The organism is Tetragenococcus solitarius NBRC 100494, assembly GCF_001544195.1.
GTDB lineage: Bacteria > Bacillota > Bacilli > Lactobacillales > Enterococcaceae > Tetragenococcus > Tetragenococcus solitarius.
This window is the reverse complement of sequence record NZ_BCPY01000011.1, coordinates 12927-29289: the sequence shown is the minus strand read 5'-3', so window position 1 is coordinate 29289 and position 16363 is coordinate 12927. Positions and strand designations below refer to the sequence as shown.

General features: G+C 37.9%; 20 protein-coding genes. 19 read left to right on the top strand and 1 reads right to left on the bottom strand.

Translation table 11 applies throughout. The features are described 5' to 3' along the window. Positions 1–20 precede the first annotated feature (20 nt). The 7 genes from fusA (at position 21) to celB (ending at position 8348) form a co-directional block, all read left to right on the top strand. The gene (gene fusA / locus TS1_RS05055) at positions 21–2105 is read left to right on the top strand and encodes an elongation factor G (RefSeq protein WP_068708485.1); all 2085 of its coding nucleotides are present in this window, start codon (positions 21–23) and stop codon (positions 2103–2105) included. A 149-nt stretch (positions 2106–2254) separates the two neighbouring features. Beyond that, positions 2255–3445, top strand: a complete 1191-nt coding sequence (tuf, locus tag TS1_RS05050) for an elongation factor Tu (RefSeq protein WP_068708483.1) — start codon at positions 2255–2257, stop codon at positions 3443–3445. 331 nt (positions 3446–3776) lie between these two features. Continuing rightward, a complete protein-coding gene (locus TS1_RS05045; protein WP_068708481.1) occupies positions 3777–4091 on the top strand; it encodes a PTS cellobiose transporter subunit IIB in 315 nt (104 codons plus the stop codon). 15 nt (positions 4092–4106) lie between these two features. Beyond that, on the top strand, positions 4107–6116 hold the full coding sequence (locus TS1_RS05040; protein ID WP_068708479.1) for a BglG family transcription antiterminator: 2010 nt from the start codon (positions 4107–4109) through the stop codon (positions 6114–6116). 19 nt (positions 6117–6135) lie between these two features. Next, on the top strand, positions 6136–6450 hold the full coding sequence (locus TS1_RS05035) for a PTS cellobiose transporter subunit IIA (RefSeq protein WP_068708553.1): 315 nt from the start codon (positions 6136–6138) through the stop codon (positions 6448–6450). A gap of 13 nt (positions 6451–6463) precedes the next feature. Continuing rightward, positions 6464–6979 carry a hypothetical protein gene (locus tag TS1_RS05030; RefSeq protein ID WP_068708477.1) on the top strand — a complete coding sequence of 172 codons (516 nt, stop codon included), beginning with the start codon at positions 6464–6466 and terminating at the stop codon, positions 6977–6979. 16 nt (positions 6980–6995) lie between these two features. Next, a complete protein-coding gene (gene celB / locus TS1_RS05025; RefSeq protein ID WP_068708470.1) occupies positions 6996–8348 on the top strand; it encodes a PTS cellobiose transporter subunit IIC in 1353 nt (450 codons plus the stop codon). A 94-nt stretch (positions 8349–8442) separates the two neighbouring features. Here celB and TS1_RS05020 read toward each other — a convergent pair whose 3' ends face one another. Further along, the gene (locus TS1_RS05020; protein ID WP_407701886.1) at positions 8443–9864 is read right to left on the bottom strand and encodes an aminotransferase-like domain-containing protein; all 1422 of its coding nucleotides are present in this window, start codon (positions 9862–9864) and stop codon (positions 8443–8445) included. Positions 9865–9967: 103 nt separating this feature from the next. Between TS1_RS05020 and thiD the strand changes: the two genes are divergently transcribed. The 12 genes from thiD (at position 9968) to rpmC (ending at position 16357) form a co-directional block, all read left to right on the top strand. Beyond that, entirely contained in the window at positions 9968–10804 is an 837-nt protein-coding gene (gene thiD / locus TS1_RS05015) for a bifunctional hydroxymethylpyrimidine kinase/phosphomethylpyrimidine kinase (RefSeq protein ID WP_068708468.1), read from the top strand. Continuing rightward, positions 10788–11315 carry an ECF transporter S component gene (locus TS1_RS05010; protein WP_068708466.1) on the top strand — a complete coding sequence of 176 codons (528 nt, stop codon included), beginning with the start codon at positions 10788–10790 and terminating at the stop codon, positions 11313–11315. Before thiD ends, TS1_RS05010 begins: the two co-directional genes overlap by 17 nt. Positions 11316–11607: 292 nt before the next feature. After that, positions 11608–11916 carry a 30S ribosomal protein S10 gene (gene rpsJ, locus TS1_RS05005; RefSeq protein ID WP_068708464.1) on the top strand — a complete coding sequence of 103 codons (309 nt, stop codon included), beginning with the start codon at positions 11608–11610 and terminating at the stop codon, positions 11914–11916. 21 nt (positions 11917–11937) lie between these two features. Continuing rightward, positions 11938–12567, top strand: a complete 630-nt coding sequence (gene rplC / locus TS1_RS05000; protein ID WP_068708458.1) for a 50S ribosomal protein L3 — start codon at positions 11938–11940, stop codon at positions 12565–12567. A 29-nt stretch (positions 12568–12596) separates the two neighbouring features. Next, positions 12597–13220 (top strand): 50S ribosomal protein L4, encoded by a 624-nt coding sequence (gene rplD, locus TS1_RS04995; protein ID WP_068708456.1) that lies wholly within the window; start codon positions 12597–12599, stop codon positions 13218–13220. Further along, positions 13220–13507, top strand: coding sequence for a 50S ribosomal protein L23 (locus tag TS1_RS04990; protein WP_068708454.1), 288 nt, complete (start codon positions 13220–13222; stop codon positions 13505–13507). The genes rplD and TS1_RS04990 overlap by 1 nt, the downstream gene beginning before the upstream one ends. Before the next feature lie 39 nt (positions 13508–13546). Further along, the gene (rplB, locus tag TS1_RS04985; protein ID WP_068708452.1) at positions 13547–14380 is read left to right on the top strand and encodes a 50S ribosomal protein L2; all 834 of its coding nucleotides are present in this window, start codon (positions 13547–13549) and stop codon (positions 14378–14380) included. A 42-nt stretch (positions 14381–14422) separates the two neighbouring features. Continuing rightward, positions 14423–14704 carry a 30S ribosomal protein S19 gene (gene rpsS / locus TS1_RS04980; protein ID WP_028789796.1) on the top strand — a complete coding sequence of 94 codons (282 nt, stop codon included), beginning with the start codon at positions 14423–14425 and terminating at the stop codon, positions 14702–14704. A 20-nt stretch (positions 14705–14724) separates the two neighbouring features. Further along, complete coding sequence (gene rplV / locus TS1_RS04975; RefSeq protein ID WP_068708450.1) at positions 14725–15072, top strand: 50S ribosomal protein L22; 348 nt, start codon at positions 14725–14727, stop codon at positions 15070–15072. 13 nt (positions 15073–15085) lie between these two features. After that, positions 15086–15742, top strand: a complete 657-nt coding sequence (rpsC, locus tag TS1_RS04970; RefSeq protein ID WP_068708448.1) for a 30S ribosomal protein S3 — start codon at positions 15086–15088, stop codon at positions 15740–15742. Positions 15743–15744: 2 nt separating this feature from the next. Then, complete coding sequence (rplP, locus tag TS1_RS04965) at positions 15745–16179, top strand: 50S ribosomal protein L16 (RefSeq protein WP_068708447.1); 435 nt, start codon at positions 15745–15747, stop codon at positions 16177–16179. Next, complete coding sequence (gene rpmC, locus TS1_RS04960; RefSeq protein ID WP_068708439.1) at positions 16169–16357, top strand: 50S ribosomal protein L29; 189 nt, start codon at positions 16169–16171, stop codon at positions 16355–16357. The genes rplP and rpmC overlap by 11 nt, the downstream gene beginning before the upstream one ends. Positions 16358–16363: the final 6 nt, after the last annotated feature.

Sequence of the window (16363 nt, the reverse complement as noted above, 5' to 3'; positions counted from 1 at the left end):
GAGAGGAGAACAACCTAGAAATGGGAAGAGAATTTTCGTTAGAAAAAACTCGTAATATCGGTATCGTAGCGCACGTTGATGCTGGTAAAACGACAACGACTGAGCGTGTCTTGTATTATACAGGTCGTATCCATAAACTTGGGGAAACGCACGAAGGTGCTTCTCAAATGGACTGGATGAGCCAAGAACAAGACCGTGGGATTACGATCACTTCCGCCGCTACTACGGCCCATTGGAAGGGCCATCGGGTAAACATCATCGACACCCCAGGGCACGTGGACTTTACGATTGAAGTACAACGTTCATTGCGTGTGTTAGATGGTGCGGTCACAGTATTGGACTCACAATCAGGCGTTGAACCACAAACTGAAACAGTTTGGCGTCAAGCAACAGAATACCAAGTGCCTCGTATTGTATTCTGTAACAAAATGGATAAAGTTGGAGCAGATTACTTGTATTCAGTTCAATCATTACATGATCGTTTGCAAGCTAATGCACAGCCAATCCAATTACCAATTGGTGCTGAAGATAGTTTTGAAGGCATCATTGACTTGGTAAAAATGAAAGCTGAATTTTATAAAGATGACTTAGGTACAACCTTTGATGAAACAGAAATTCCAGATGAATACAAAGAAGCAGCACAAGAATGGCACGACAAATTAATCGAAGCCGTAGCCGATGTTGATGAAGATATTATGATGAAATATTTGGAAGGCGAAGAAATTACGTCAGAAGAATTAAAAGCTGGTATCCGTAGAGCAACATTGTCTGTTGACTTTTATCCAGTATTGTGTGGTTCTGCTTTTAAAAACAAAGGGGTACAAATGATGTTGGACGCAGTAGTTGACTACTTGCCTTCTCCAATTGATGTTCCCCCAATTAAAGGGATCGATCCAAAAACGGGCGAAGAAACTGAACACCCTGCAGATGATGATCAACCTTTCTCATCTTTAGCATTTAAAGTTATGACAGACCCTTATGTAGGTCGTTTGACCTTCTTCCGGGTTTATGCTGGTACTTTAGATTCAGGTTCTTATGTATTAAATGCTACCAAAGACTCACGTGAACGGATTGGACGTATTTTGCAAATGCACGCAAATACTCGTTCTGAAATTCAAAAGGTTTACTCTGGTGACATTGCCGCTGCTGTTGGTTTGAAAAACACAACAACAGGGGATACCCTTTGCGATGAAAAAAATCCGGTTATTTTGGAAACTATTCATTTCCCTGATCCGGTAATTGAAGTTGCAGTTGAGCCTAAATCAAAAGCCGATCAAGATAAAATGGGTGTTGCTTTACAAAAACTTGCTGAAGAAGATCCGTCATTCCGTGTTGAATCAAATGCTGAAACAGGCGAAACAGTCATTGCTGGGATGGGCGAACTTCAGTTGGATGTCCTTATTGATCGGATGAAACAAGAATTTAAAGTGGATGCCAACATTGGTGCTCCACAAGTTTCTTACCGTGAAACCTTCCGTTCTTCGACGCAAGCTGAAGGGAAATTTATTCGTCAGTCTGGTGGTAAAGGTCAATACGGACACGTATGGATTGAATATACACCAAATGAAGAAGGCGCAGGTTTCGAGTTTGAAAACAAAATTGTCGGCGGGGTTGTTCCACGTGAATATATTCCTGCTGTACAAAAAGGATTGGAAGATGCAATGGAAAACGGCGTGTTGGCTGGCTATCCATTAGTTGATATTAAAGCGACACTTTATGATGGTTCTTACCATGATGTCGATTCCAACGAAACAGCTTTCCGTATTGCGGCTTCAATGTCTTTACGTGAAGCTGCGAAAAAAGCAGATCCAGTTATTCTTGAACCGATGATGAAAGTGACAATCACTGTCCCTGAAGAATATTTAGGAGATATCATGGGTCATGTTACTGCACGTAGAGGTCGTGTGGAAGGAATGGACGCTCATGGGAATGCACAAACGGTAAATGCCTTTGTCCCATTAGCTGAAATGTTCGGTTATGCGACAACATTACGTTCAGCAACTCAAGGACGCGGTACTTTCATGATGACATTTGACCATTATGAAGATGTACCAAAATCAATCCAAGCAGAGATTATTAAGAAAAACGGCGGTAACGCTGAATAAAGTTAATAAAACTTGAATGAAATGCTTCAAACACTGTATTTTTTGATGCATTTCGTGTACAATTAGTTACAACAAGATAGGCAGAAAGCCCTATAGGATTTTCCTGCCTGTCTAATATAAAAAATGTAATTTAGGAGGAACAAATAAAAATGGCAAAAGAAAAATATGACCGTTCTAAACCACATGTTAACATTGGTACTATCGGACACGTTGACCATGGTAAAACTACATTAACAGCTGCAATTACAACTGTTTTGGCTAAAAGAGGTTTCAACTCAGAAGCTTCAAGTTATGATACAATTGACAGAGCTCCAGAAGAAAAAGAACGTGGTATTACAATTAATACTTCTCACGTTGAATATGAAACTGAAAAACGCCACTACGCTCACATTGACGCTCCAGGACACGCGGACTATGTTAAAAACATGATCACCGGTGCTGCACAAATGGACGGAGCTATCTTGGTAGTTTCTGCAGCTGATGGCCCAATGCCACAAACTCGTGAACATATTTTGTTGTCACGTAATGTAGGTGTACCTTACATCGTTGTGTTCTTGAACAAAATGGATATGGTTGATGACGAAGAATTACTTGAGTTAGTTGAAATGGAAGTACGTGATCTATTATCTGAATACGACTTCCCAGGAGATGATACTCCAGTTATTTCCGGTTCAGCTTTGAAAGCTTTAGAAGGCGACGAAGAATATGAACAAAAAATTATGGACTTAATGGATGCAGTTGATGACTACATTCCAACTCCTGAACGTGACCATGACAAACCATTCATGATGCCAATTGAAGATGTATTTTCAATTACAGGCCGTGGTACTGTTGCTACAGGACGTGTTGAACGCGGGACTATCAAAGTCGGCGATGAAGTTGACATTATTGGTATTCATGAAGACGTTAAAAAGACAACAGTTACTGGTGTAGAAATGTTCCGTAAATTGTTGGACTACGCTGAAGCAGGCGATAACATTGGTACTTTGTTACGTGGTGTTTCTCGTGATGATATCGAACGTGGTCAAGTATTAGCTAAACCAGGTTCAATCACACCACATACAAGATTCTCTGCTGAAGTTTATGTTTTGACTAAAGAAGAAGGCGGACGTCATACTCCATTCTTCTCAAACTATCGTCCTCAATTCTACTTCCGTACAACTGATATCACTGGTGTCATTGAATTGCCAGAAGGTACTGAAATGGTAATGCCAGGTGATAATGTAACAATGGATGTTGAATTAATCCACCCAGTCGCTATCGAAGAAGGAACTCGTTTCTCTATTCGTGAAGGCGGACGTACTGTTGGTTCAGGCGTTGTTGCTAAAATCGAAAAATAATCGTATTCTATTAGAATTCGGTTTGAAAAATCCCAAGGTGTCAAAACACCTTGGGGTTTTTTGTCTTCTTCTTTTTAATTTTAGAGGGATAAAGTGAATATTTAAATGACTTCCGGAACGTTACGGAAATAATCTCCATTCAAAATTGTAAGCGATTTAATTATAATGAGAATTAGAGATAGAAAGTCATTTTAGGTGGTGATAATAGATAGAAAAAAATTTATTTAAACATTCGTTAAAAAAAAAGGGTATATTGAGAAAGCTATTTATAAAAAAGATAGCTAAAAATGGTTCTTATTTACATATTAAAAAAGGAAAAAGGTGAGAATAAATGAAAAAAGCGTTAATCATCTGTGCAGGAGGTATGTCCTCTTCAGTTATTGCAAAAAGAACGACCGAATTATTTACGGAACAAGGTAAAGAGATTGAGTTAGATGCGACTTCGGCTACGCAAGGGGCGGCAACAATCGAAAAGGACCAATACGATCTTTACTTAGTCAGTCCTCAAACTAAAATGTACTTTGATAATTTGAAGAAAGCTGCAGATAAAGTGAACAAACCGATTGTCAATATTCCTCCACAAGCTTATGTTCCTATCCCAATGGGCATAAAAAAATTAGCGGGTGTCGTTGAAGAAAATATTTAAAAAGTAGGAATAAAGATGTTGAATGCTAAGGAACGATTGATCATTAAAACTTTATATGAAAATCAGCACACATATATGACGAGTCAAGAATTAGCTGTTGTTTTATATATTTCTGATCGAACAACACGAAAATACTTACATCAAGCAGATGATCTCATTAAAAATCATGGTGCAGTGATTGAAGCCAAACAAGGACAAGGATATCGTTTATGGATTACAGAGGATGACAAGTTTCACACTTTTTATCAAAAAGAAGTTAAAGAAGCTTCTGTTAGACCAGATGTAACGATGGTTCAAGAATCTGAGGACCGGCAATACTTTATTTTAAATCGCTTGTTTTTTGAGCGTAGTCGGGTATTCGTTGATGATTTAGCAGAAGAGCTATTCGTTTCTCGTTCAACGATTTCTAATGATATCGTCGAGATCAAAAAAATGATTGCTCCGTATGATCTTGAGTTAAATAGTAGAACAAAATCGGGTATTTTTGTTGCAGGTAGTGAACAAAATAAAAGACATTTTATTATGAACTATTTTTTTATGGACCGTCTGCACGATAATTTATATACATTTTCGATGTATACAGATCTACTAATGGGAATTCAAATTGAAGAGATCGTTATCATCGTATTAGATGAGTGTCGTGAATCGAAGTTAAAGCTCTCTGATTTTATTATTTATAACATTGTTCTTCATATCGGTTTAGCGATTAAGCGGCTGCAATCGGGATTTAATATTGAAATGACGAATGCTTTCGATGTTGCCAAAGATTCCATTGAATATCAAACGGCTAAACGAATGATTCGCCGGATTGAAAAAAATATGCAAGTTAAATTTCCCGAAGAAGAAGCTTCTTATATTTCGCTACATTTACGCAATAAAAGTGTTTCACATTTTGCATTAAATGCAGCAGATTCTGATGAAACCAAGATCCGAACAGAATTGCTCCATGCGCTTGAAGAATTAGACAAAGAAACAGGATTTTCGTTTCAAAAAGATACAGTGTTAATTAATGGATTGCTGATGCATTTTACCCCATTACTCACTCGGCTGCAAAATCATACGAGTATTGAAAACCCATTATTGACAGAAATCAAGCAAAACTATCCAGATATTTTTGCGTTAACAATTAAACACTTAGGAAGCATGCCTATTTTTCAGCAATATGAAGTCGCTGAAAGTGAGTGGGCTTATCTAACGATTCATCTGACAGCAGCCATGGAGCGTTATTTTAATGCGCAAAAAGCTCATATTATTGTCATCTGCGCGACAGGTCTAGGGAGTTCTCAATTGTTAAAAATGCGACTGGAGCATGAATTAGGATCAAAAGTAGTGATTGATCATGTGATTGGTTATTATGAAATTTCTGAAGATATGTTAAAAAATACGGATTTGATTGTATCGTCGATTACCTTACCACAAAGTGTGCCCCTTATCCCTGTTGTCCATGTTAGTGTTTTTTTAGATCAGGATGATATTCAAGCAATTAATCATGAGCTAGCAAAAATAAAAGGGAAAGAAATCTTGCTGAGTCGGTCAGCCCCCATTCTTACTCGTCCTCAACATCAACTGAACCAGCAATTAATTGAACAGTGTTTCAAACCGGAGCTATTTCTGTATTTTGACCAACCAATGCAAAAAGAAGTTGTTATTGAAGCATTAATTACTAAGATCAATGCGGTTGAATCGAAAGATATTAAAGAAAAAATGCAAAGACAACTACAATTGCGGGAACATTATAATTCGGTCGCTTTTTCAAAATATTTAGCAGTCCCCCATCCAATTGAAGCAGTAACTGAATCAGCACATGTAGCTGTAGCAGTTGCTCCGAAAGGGATATTTTGGGATCAAGAACATCCTGAAGTTCAACTAGTTTTTCTTTCTTCTCCAGATCGATTTTTTAAGTTTCCGATGGAAGAAGTGAATAAGTTATTTATCCCGATTATTGAAAATGATCAAATTCGTCAAGCATTAAGTGCTTGTACAACATATCAAGAATTTATGGAAGTATTTTGTTATCAAGTTTAAAGAAGAGAGGATTATGCATATGGAGTCGGAAAAATTACAAGAAATAGCGTTTGAAATTATTTTATCTAGTGGAAATGCGCGTACACTCATTCATGAATCGTTCCCGTTGATGCGTTCTGGGAAATTTGACGAAGGGAAAGCAAAGTTAGATGAAGCGAATGAATCATTGAAAGAAGCCCATAAAGCACAAACAGATTTATTACAAGATTACGCTAATGGCGAAACAGTGGTAATGGAAGTAATTATGGTCCATGCTCAAGACCATCTTATGACAACGATGACGCTGCGAGAAGTTGCTTTAGAGATGTTGGAACTATATAAAAGACAAGGATAGAAGGGAGGTTCTTATGAATTACAATAAAGCCAAACAAGAACAACTAAGAAAAGAAACAGCAGAAACGAACTTTCGTTATAATCGTTTTTTATTACTGCGTTATCTATTGGCATTTTTCTTCTTTACTAATTTATATTGGGCATTAGCATCATTTTTGAGTCAAGGCTATCTTGCACTTATTATTTCATCTTTTTTATTGGTTGTTGGCGGGTTTGCTGTAAGTGAACATGTAAAATTATATGGTGACAGAAGTAATCAAGTTGAACTTAAGCTGCATTATAATCGACTTTACCATTTGTTTCAATTAATTGTAAATACCTATCTTTTCCTTGTCTCAATAACGGGTTGGGGTTTTACTTGGATGTTTCCATTTTTAAATGATTATTTCCAGGTAAGGTTGTTTATTATGGGCATAGTCTTAGTAGGCAGTGGATTATCATGGGTTTGTCTGCGTCGTATTCGTGCGATCTCACAAAAGAAGGATAAACATTATCAATATATCAAAGAATATAAAAGATCAATAAGCTGAAAGTGAGTGATAAAATTTGGAACAAAATAATAGTAAAATATTTAACTTTTTAGAAAAAAGATTGATGGGACCTCTAGGTAAATTAGCGCAATTTAAAATCGTACGTGCAATTATGGCTGCTGGGATGGCTTCAATTCCTTTTACTATTGTCGGTTCAATGTTTTTAGTATTGAATGTACTTCCTGAAGCATTTCCTTTTTTAGAAGGATTTTTTGAGAGTACTTTTTTTAAAATTAGTGATTTGTATATGTTGGCCAATAGCACTACTATGGGTGCTTTAGCATTATACTTTTGTATTGTCTTAGGATATGAATATACTTCTATTCTGGCAAATGAAGAAGATTTAGATTTATCTCCTATTAATGGTGCTTTATTATCTGTTTTTGCTTTTTTTATGACGCTTCCACAATTGATGATTGAAAATGGAGTAGTCACTCGTGTAACAGATCCCGAGGCTGATACTATTAATGGTTGGCAAATAGGCGCCGACGGGATTGAACGTCTAGGCACTGTAGGAATTTTTACCGGCATTATTATGGCAATCGTAGCTGTTCAACTGTATCGGCTATGTGTAGCTAAACACTGGACAATCAAAATGCCAGAAGAAGTGCCAACCGGCGTAGCTAATGCCTTTACTGCTTTGATTCCTGCTTTTGTTGTAGCCTTTACTGTAATCATTATTAACGGTTTGTTAGTTTTATTTGATACAGACATTTTCCAAGTAATTCAGATTCCATTTAGCTTTGTCACCAATTTGACGAATAGCTGGTTGGGATTAATGGTGATTTATTTCTTAGTTCATGCATTATGGCTGGTGGGAATTCATGGCGCTACGATTATTTTCTCGTTTATTACACCAATCACATTGAGCAATTTAGCAACAAATGTAGCTGGTGGGAATATACCGTTAGCAGGTGAGTTTAATAATGCTTATGTAACAGTTGGGGGTTCTGGTGCAACTTTAGGTCTGTGCTTTTACTTTGTCTATATGGCTAAATCAGAGCAATTGAAAGCCCTCGGAAAAGCGGCTATTATTCCATCCTTGTTTAATATTAATGAGCCATTAATTTTTGGGGTCCCCTTAATGTATAATCCGTTTCTAGCTTTACCATTTTTCTTAGCACCGATGGCTTCAGCTTCTATTGCATATTTTGCAATAAAATTAGAATTAATTCGTCCAATCATTGCGCAGATGCCTTGGCCATCTCCTGTTGGTATTGGGGCTTTTGTCGGTAGCGGTGGAGACTGGAAAGCGCCAGTCGTAGCTGTTATATGTGTTGTTGTCGCTTTTATTATTTACTATCCGTTTGTAAAAGCTTATGATGCGCGTCTTGTAAGACAGGAGCAAGAAGCAGCAGAAGCAGAATAAATGAAGCAATTTTTTAAGCACTTCAAGGAACATTTTTACTTGTTCTTTGAAGTGCTTTTTTTACGCAAGCTTAAATAAGCTGTTCTTATATTTTTTACCTTTTAAGCCGTTGTGTCACTGTTGCTAACTTTTGCTTGAAGACTTTCTGCTTCTTTTCATCTAAACGAGTGTAGTTAATTCTCATAGAAGAGGTATCATTACTGAATAAAAAAGAGGGCGCTACTAATAACTCTTCTTGTAAGAAAGTTTGCCAGTCATTGCGTGTTAGTTTTTGGTGTTGCCAGTTTAACCAATAATAAAGACCTCCTTCAATAGGAGAAAATTGCCAGTCCTTTTTGTAGGCGCCTAAAAGTTTAGCAAAAGAGTGACTCCTAGTTTTTAATTTGGTCGTTAATTGTTGCTGCTGCTTTTGATAATTTTGTTGGGATAAAGCGGCGGTAGCTAAAAGTTGTGGCAACAAGTCGGTTTCAATTTCCATGGTTTTTTTAGCATTTGCTAAACTGTTAATTAGTGGTTTAGGAGCAAAAAGCCAGCCGATTTTTATAGAGGAACTGAAAATTTTAGATAAGGAGCCTAAGTAAATCACTTGGTCTGGTGCAAGAGATTTCAATGAAGGAAGCTCTTTTTCGAAGCTTAATTCGCTGAAAACATCATCTTCAATAATGGGTAAGTGGTATTTTTGGCAAATTTGAACGACTTCTTTGCGACGTGTTAGGGACATTGTCTGACCTGTTGGATTTTGATGGTTAGGATTTAAATAAAGCAATTTTATTTTATTTTTTTGAATCAACTCTTCCAGCCCTTGACATTCAATCCCTGCTTGATCCTGTCGAATTCCTTTTAAATGAACCCCTCTTGCAGCAAATAGGGGTAAAGAAAACAAGAATGAAGGATCTTCTGTAGCGATGATATCCCCCGGACTGAGTAAAGTTTGGATTAAAAAAGAAATTCCTTGGGTAGAACCAGATGTGATTAATATATCTTGACCTTTATGAGAAACATTTTGAAAAAAATGGCGAAAAATTTGTTCCTTTAATGGAAGATAACCGGTAGCTGTATTATATTTTTCCTCATGCATCATTTGTTCCCAGGTCATAGCAGAAAAATTAAAATCTGGAATTAAGTCCTCACTTAAATCCCCAGTATAAAGGTCCAAATTATTTTTAGTATTTTTTTGTTCTTTAAGTTGGGTCACATAAGGATCTTCTTTTAATAATGGACTGGAAAATAATGAACGCCATTGGTAAATCGCGGGTTGTCGGTTACCCCATTGAGCTTGTGTTACTTGAGTTCCACTGCCTTGTTTACGTTCTACCCATCCAAGGCTAGCTAATTCTTCAAACGCATGTACAACGGTGGAGCGATTAATTTGCAAATCTTCTGCTAATTTTCGTTCGGCTGGCAGATGTTCTCCTGGAGCTAGCTCGCCATGCTGGACACTAGTGATGATTTGCCTTATTAGTTGTTGATAGATAGGTTCTTTTTTTGTTTTATCAATGGACCAAATAATAATCACCTCTTCAATTGGATGAGTTAAAAATAGTCCAATTGGCTGTTTTCGTCAAGTGAAAACATGCTATACTCAATTTTAAGCGAAATTGATATAAGGATGTGAGCTTATGGAAAAAGTATTAACGATTGCGGGTTCTGATTCAACTGGAGGAGCAGGGATACAGGCCGACTTAAAGACCTTTGAAGAATATGGTGTATTCGGTTTTTCAAGTTTAACTTCTATTGTAACAATGGATCCGAATAATGGTTGGAGCCACGACGTAACTTCAATTTCTGAAGAGTTGTTACAAAAGCAGCTCGTTTCGGTCTTTGCTGGAGGTCCAGTGGATGTTTTAAAAACAGGTATGATGGGCAATGAAAAAAATATTGCTGTAGCGAGTCAATTTATTGAAGAATATGGATTAAAAAACGTCGTAATTGATCCGGTGATTGCTTGTAAGGGAACGGCCCAAATCTTACAACCTAAAAGTGTTGCAGGAATAAAGAAATATTTACTACCACAAGCGTTAATAACTACACCAAACTTAGAAGAAGCGGGAATTTTATCTGGTTTAGGTGATTTGGAGAACTTAAATGATATGAAAAAAGCCGCAGAGATCATTCATCAAATGGGCGCTCAAAATGTCATCGTTAAAGGAGGGCATCGTCTAGCTTCTGATAGAGCAATCGATTTGTTTTATGATGGCAAAGATTATCAAGTGCTTGAAGGACGTTTATTTTCGACTGATTTTAACCATGGGGCAGGTTGTACATTTGCGGCAGCTATTGCTGCCGGAATTGCTAAGGGCTATTCGGTATTTGACGCTTGTAAAACCGCTAAGACATTCGTAGCTGCTGGAATTGAGCATGGTGTATCGATTAACCCTTATGTCGGACATATTTGGCATGGGGCCTATAACCAAGCGGAAAAAAGGATGGTGCCTAAACATGCAAATAACAACTAGAAATGTCGTGATGGTCGCTCTGTTTGCAGCATTAACGGTGATTGGTACTATGATTAAAATACCTCTACCAACCGGAGCCTTTGTCCATTTAGGAAATGCGGTATTACTTTTGGCAGTTTTATTGTTAGGTTATGTCAAAGGCTCATTAGCAGGAGGACTAGGATTTGCAATTTTTGATGTTTTGAATGGTTTTGCAGTAGAAGCACCTTACTTTATAGTAGAAAGTTTTATTGTAGGTGCTGCTGCTTATGGTTTGTTTTTAGCTTTTAAAAAAAATCCGAAGCATGTTTGGCAAATTATTCTTATTGCTTCTGGTACTGGTGTAGCCAAATTAGTGATGACGCAAATTAAAAATTTAGTACGACAACTTTATTTAGGGATGGACTTTCCAACTGCTTTTACGACCGCAGCTCTTTCTTTACCAGCCACTGTTATCAATGTGATTTTGACTGTAATTTTAGTCTCGTTTTTATATTTCCCATTAAAAAAGGCTATTTCGCCTATTATTTGAAAAAAATTCGGAGAGCAAATATTGTTCTTCGAATTTTTTTGAAAATAGGACGAAAACTTTTTCTGAAAATGAAATTTATAATAAAAAAGGCTTGCTATTCAAGCTTTGGCATAATATAATGTAAAAGGTGCTTTTTTCTAAAGAGGGAAAGTTTCCCCTTATTGAAAATGGGATCCATCGGCTAGGAAGCGAGAGGTTGCGACACGCCCGGGCGCTTTGCCACGACCGTGTGTGACGGAAAATTTTCGTGGAGCTATGTCTACTTTTAAAAATAGGCGAAGGAGGGAAAATAATGGCAAAACAACAAATTCGTATTCGTTTAAAAGCGTATGAACATCGCACTTTAGACCAATCAGCGGATAAAATCGTAGAAACTGCACAAAGAACGGGAGCGACTATTTCAGGTCCAATCCCATTACCAACACAACGCAGCGTATACACTGTTATTCGTTCACCACATAAATTTAAAGATTCACGCGAACAATTCGAAATGCGCACACATAAACGTCTAATCGACATTGTAAATCCAACACCTAAAACAGTTGATGCTTTAATGAAGCTAGACTTACCATCAGGTGTAAATATTGAAATTAAATTATAATTAATCATTGGAGGTGTAATCATGACTAAAGGAATCTTAGGAAGAAAAGTGGGAATGACTCAAATCTTCACTGAATCTGGCGAACTAATTCCGGTAACGGCTATTGAAGCAGAACCTAACGTTGTTTTACAACTTAAAACAGTTGAAAATGACGGCTATGAAGCTGTCCAAGTTGGCTACCAAGACAAACGTGAAATTTTGAGTAACAAACCTGCTAAAGGTCATGTTGCAAAAGCAAACACGGCTCCTAAGCGCTTCATTCGCGAGTTCAAGAATGTGGAGCTTGAGGGCTTAGAAGTAGGATCAGAAATTAAAGTTGATACATTTGAAGCTGGAGACATCGTTGATGTAACAGGAACAAGCAAGGGTAAAGGGTTCCAAGGTGCGATCAAGCGCCATGGACAATCTCGTGGTCCGATGGGACACGGTTCTCGTTATCATCGTCGTCCAGGTACGATGGGGCCAATTGATCCAAACCATGTATTAAAAGGCAAACGTCTTCCAGGACGTATGGGCGGCAACCGAGTAACTATCCAAAATTTGGAAATTGTACGGGTAGATGCCGATCGTAATGTCATTTTAATCAAAGGAAACATTCCTGGCGCGAAAAAATCATTGATTACTATTAAATCTGCTGTAAAAGCACAATAATTAGATAGGAAGAAAGGAGGAACTAAGGAATGCCAAATGTAGCATTATTCAAACAAGATGGTAACCAAAATGGTGAAGTCACATTAAATGAAGAAATTTTCGGGATTGAACCGAATGAATCAGTTGTTTTTGATGCCGTTACGATGCAACGTGCTTCGTTGAGACAAGGAACACATGCTGTTAAAAATCGTAGTGCAGTATCAGGCGGCGGTAGAAAACCATGGCGCCAAAAAGGAACTGGACGTGCACGTCAAGGTTCTATTCGCGCACCACAATGGCGTGGTGGTGGTACAGTCTTTGGACCAACTCCGCGTTCTTATAGCTACAAACTTCCTAAAAAAGTTCGTCGCTTAGCAATTAAATCTGTATTATCAGAAAAAGTTGCTTCGAACAATTTTGTTGTTGTAGATGCATTAAACTTTGATGCACCAAAAACAAAAGAATTCAAAACTGTATTAGATAATTTGTCGATCGATTCAAAAGTATTGGTCGTTGTAGAATCAGAAAATGAATTTGCAGCATTATCTGCTCGCAACTTGTCAAATGTAGAGGTAGTTACTTCTGACAATGTCACAGTGTTGGATGTTGTAAAAAGTGATAAGGTATTGATTACTCAAACTGCTCTTACTCAAATTGAGGAGGTGCTTGCATAATGAATTTACTAGATGTCATTAAACGCCCTATAGTCACTGAAAAATCAATGTTAGATATGGACGAAAAAAAATATACTTTTGAAGTGGATACTCGGGCAAACAAAACGTTAGTAAAACAAGCTGTTGAAGCAGCTTTTGATGTAAAGGTTGCAAATGTTAACATCCTCAATGTACACCCTAAGCCAAAACGTATGGGTCAATATCAAGGATATACCAAAAAACGTCGTAAAGCAGTCGTAGCTTTAACAGAAGACTCAAAAGAAATTGAAATTTTCTCAGCTGAATAAGCTGAACCGTTCAAAAAATTAAAATAGGAGGGAAATGACGTGGCACTTAAAAAGTATAAACCTATTACAAATGGTCGCCGTAATATGACAACTTCTGATTTCGCTGAAATTACTTCAACAAAACCAGAAAAATCATTAATGGCCCCATTAAAAAATAATGCTGGCCGTAATAACAACGGACGCATTACTGTACGTCATCAAGGCGGCGGACATAAGCGCCAATACCGTTTCGTCGATTTCAAGCGCAACAAAGATGATGTTGTCGCAACAGTTAAGTCGATTGAATATGATCCAAACCGCTCCGCAAATATTGCGTTAATCCATTATGAAGATGGGGTAAAATCATATATTTTAGCACCAAAAGGCTTAAAAGTTGGAGCTACAGTTGTTTCAGGTAGCAATGCTGATATTAAAGATGGTAACAGCTTGCCTTTGAAAGATATTCCAGTAGGTACTATTGTCCACAACGTTGAATTAAAACCAGGAAAAGGCGGACAATTAGTTCGTTCTGCAGGAACTAACGGACAAGTTCTTGGTAAAGAAGGTAAATATGCACTTGTTCGCTTGAGTTCAGGCGAAGTTCGCATGATTTTAGCTACTTGCCGAGCAACAGTTGGTTCAGTAGGTAATGAACAACATGAATTGATTAACGTCGGAAAAGCTGGACGTTCACGTTGGATGCACAAACGTCCAACCGTTCGTGGTAGTGTTATGAACCCTAACGATCACCCGCATGGTGGTGGGGAAGGAAGAGCGCCAGTAGGGCGTGTCGCACCACTTTCACCATGGGGACAAAAAGCTGTTGGTTTGAAAACACGCAAGAAAAACAAACCATCTAACAAGCATATTGTTCGTCGTCGTAAAACAAAATAATTTAAAGACCGTGTGTAACGCATTTTAAAAAGGAGGTTCACCATGAGTCGTAGTGTTAAAAAAGGACCTTTTTGTGATGACCATTTGATGAAAAAAATCGAAGCACAACAAGGTGTTGAAAAGAAAAAAGTAATTAAGACTTGGTCTCGTCGTTCAACGATTTTCCCAAGTTTTATCGGATATACCATCGCCGTGTATGATGGACGTAAACACGTACCTGTTTATATCCAAGAAGACATGGTAGGACACAAATTAGGTGAGTTTGCACCAACAAGAAGCTTTCGCGGACATGCTAAAGATGACCGAAGAACGTCAGCTCGCTAATCTGAGAGGAGGAAAGAGAAATGGCAGAACAAATTACATCAGCAAAAGCTACTGCTAAAACTGTTCGTGTTTCTCCTCGCAAATCACGTTTGGTTATTGATTTGATTAGAGGGAAAAGCGTTAGTGAAGCAATTGCTGCTTTAAAATTTACGTCAAATAAACCAGCTGAAGCGATTGAAAAAGTATTAATGTCAGCTGTAAGTAATGCCGAAAATAATTATGACTTAGAAGTTGAAAACTTAGTTGTAGCTGAAGCATTTGTAGACGAAGGACCAACCATGAAACGTTTCCGTCCTCGGGCAAAAGGTTCAGCATCTCCAATCAACAAACGTACAAGTCATATCACGGTTGTTGTATCAGAAAAATAAGGAGGGATAATCAGTGGGTCAAAAAATAAATCCAATTGGAATGCGTATTGGCGTTATCCGTGACTGGGATGCAAAATGGTATGCTGAAAAAGAATACGCAGATTTATTACACGAAGATTTACGAATCCGCAAATTTATCGAAGAAAAACTTGCTGAAGCGGCTGTATCGACTGTTGAAATCGAACGAGCTGCAAAACGTGTGAATATCTCAATTCATACAGCAAGACCAGGCATGGTTATCGGTAAAGGCGGTTCTGAAGTTGAAAACTTGAGAAAACAATTAAATAAATTAACGGGTAAACGAGTTCACATTAATATTGTGGAAGTTAAAAAGTCTGATTTAGATGCAAAATTAGTCGGCGAAGGAATTGCCCGTCAACTTGAAAACCGGGTTGCTTTCCGTCGTGCCCAAAAACAAGCAATCCAACGTACAATGCGTGCAGGAGCCAAAGGAATCAAAACCCAAGTTTCTGGTCGTTTGAATGGCGCAGATATTGCTCGTGTAGAAGGTTATGCAGAAGGAACCGTTCCTTTGCACACACTTCGCGCTGATATCGACTATGCATGGGAAGAAGCAGACACAACATACGGAAAACTAGGAGTTAAAGTGTGGATCTATCGTGGAGAAATTCTTCCAACTAAAAAAAACACTGAGAAGGGAGGGGAATAAACATGTTAGTACCTAAACGTGTAAAACACCGTCGTGAGTTCCGCGGAAAAATGCGGGGAGAAGCTAAAGGCGGAAAAGAAATTGCTTTTGGTGAATATGGTTTGCAAGCTCTTGAATCTTCTTGGATTACAAACCGTCAAATTGAAGCTTCTCGTATTGCGATGAACCGTTATATGAAGCGCGGCGGGAAAGTATGGATCAAAATTTTCCCTCACAAATCTTATACGGCAAAAGCTATCGGCGTACGTATGGGTTCAGGTAAAGGGGCTCCAGAAGGCTGGGTTGCTCCTGTAAAACGTGGTAAAATCCTATTTGAAATCGCCGGAGTTTCAGATGAAGTTGCTAAAGAAGCTTTACGTCTTGCTTCTCATAAATTGCCAATTAGAACCAAGATTGTAAAACGTGAAGAAATGGGTGGTGAATCGAATGAAGGTTAAAGATATCAGAGAGTTAACCACTGCCGAAATGCTGGACCAAGAAAAACAATTTAAAGAAGAATTGTTTAATCTTCGTTTCCAATTAGCTACCGGACAACTAGAAAATACAGCGCGTATTAAAGAAGTACGCAAATCGATTGCACGCATCAAAACAGTGCTGCGTGAACAAGCAAAGTAATAATGG

Coding starts and splice junctions, on each gene's coding strand:
- fusA (WP_068708485.1), top strand. CDS start 21: ATGGGAAGAGAATTTTCGTTAGAAAAAACTCGTAATATCGGTATCGTA.
- tuf (WP_068708483.1), top strand. CDS start 2,255: ATGGCAAAAGAAAAATATGACCGTTCTAAACCACATGTTAACATTGGT.
- TS1_RS05045 (WP_068708481.1), top strand. CDS start 3,777: ATGAAAAAAGCGTTAATCATCTGTGCAGGAGGTATGTCCTCTTCAGTT.
- TS1_RS05040 (WP_068708479.1), top strand. CDS start 4,107: ATGTTGAATGCTAAGGAACGATTGATCATTAAAACTTTATATGAAAAT.
- TS1_RS05035 (WP_068708553.1), top strand. CDS start 6,136: ATGGAGTCGGAAAAATTACAAGAAATAGCGTTTGAAATTATTTTATCT.
- TS1_RS05030 (WP_068708477.1), top strand. CDS start 6,464: ATGAATTACAATAAAGCCAAACAAGAACAACTAAGAAAAGAAACAGCA.
- thiD (WP_068708468.1), top strand. CDS start 9,968: ATGGAAAAAGTATTAACGATTGCGGGTTCTGATTCAACTGGAGGAGCA.
- TS1_RS05010 (WP_068708466.1), top strand. CDS start 10,788: ATGCAAATAACAACTAGAAATGTCGTGATGGTCGCTCTGTTTGCAGCA.
- rpsJ (WP_068708464.1), top strand. CDS start 11,608: ATGGCAAAACAACAAATTCGTATTCGTTTAAAAGCGTATGAACATCGC.
- rplC (WP_068708458.1), top strand. CDS start 11,938: ATGACTAAAGGAATCTTAGGAAGAAAAGTGGGAATGACTCAAATCTTC.
- rplD (WP_068708456.1), top strand. CDS start 12,597: ATGCCAAATGTAGCATTATTCAAACAAGATGGTAACCAAAATGGTGAA.
- TS1_RS04990 (WP_068708454.1), top strand. CDS start 13,220: ATGAATTTACTAGATGTCATTAAACGCCCTATAGTCACTGAAAAATCA.
- rpsS (WP_028789796.1), top strand. CDS start 14,423: ATGAGTCGTAGTGTTAAAAAAGGACCTTTTTGTGATGACCATTTGATG.
- rplV (WP_068708450.1), top strand. CDS start 14,725: ATGGCAGAACAAATTACATCAGCAAAAGCTACTGCTAAAACTGTTCGT.
- rplP (WP_068708447.1), top strand. CDS start 15,745: ATGTTAGTACCTAAACGTGTAAAACACCGTCGTGAGTTCCGCGGAAAA.
- rpmC (WP_068708439.1), top strand. CDS start 16,169: ATGAAGGTTAAAGATATCAGAGAGTTAACCACTGCCGAAATGCTGGAC.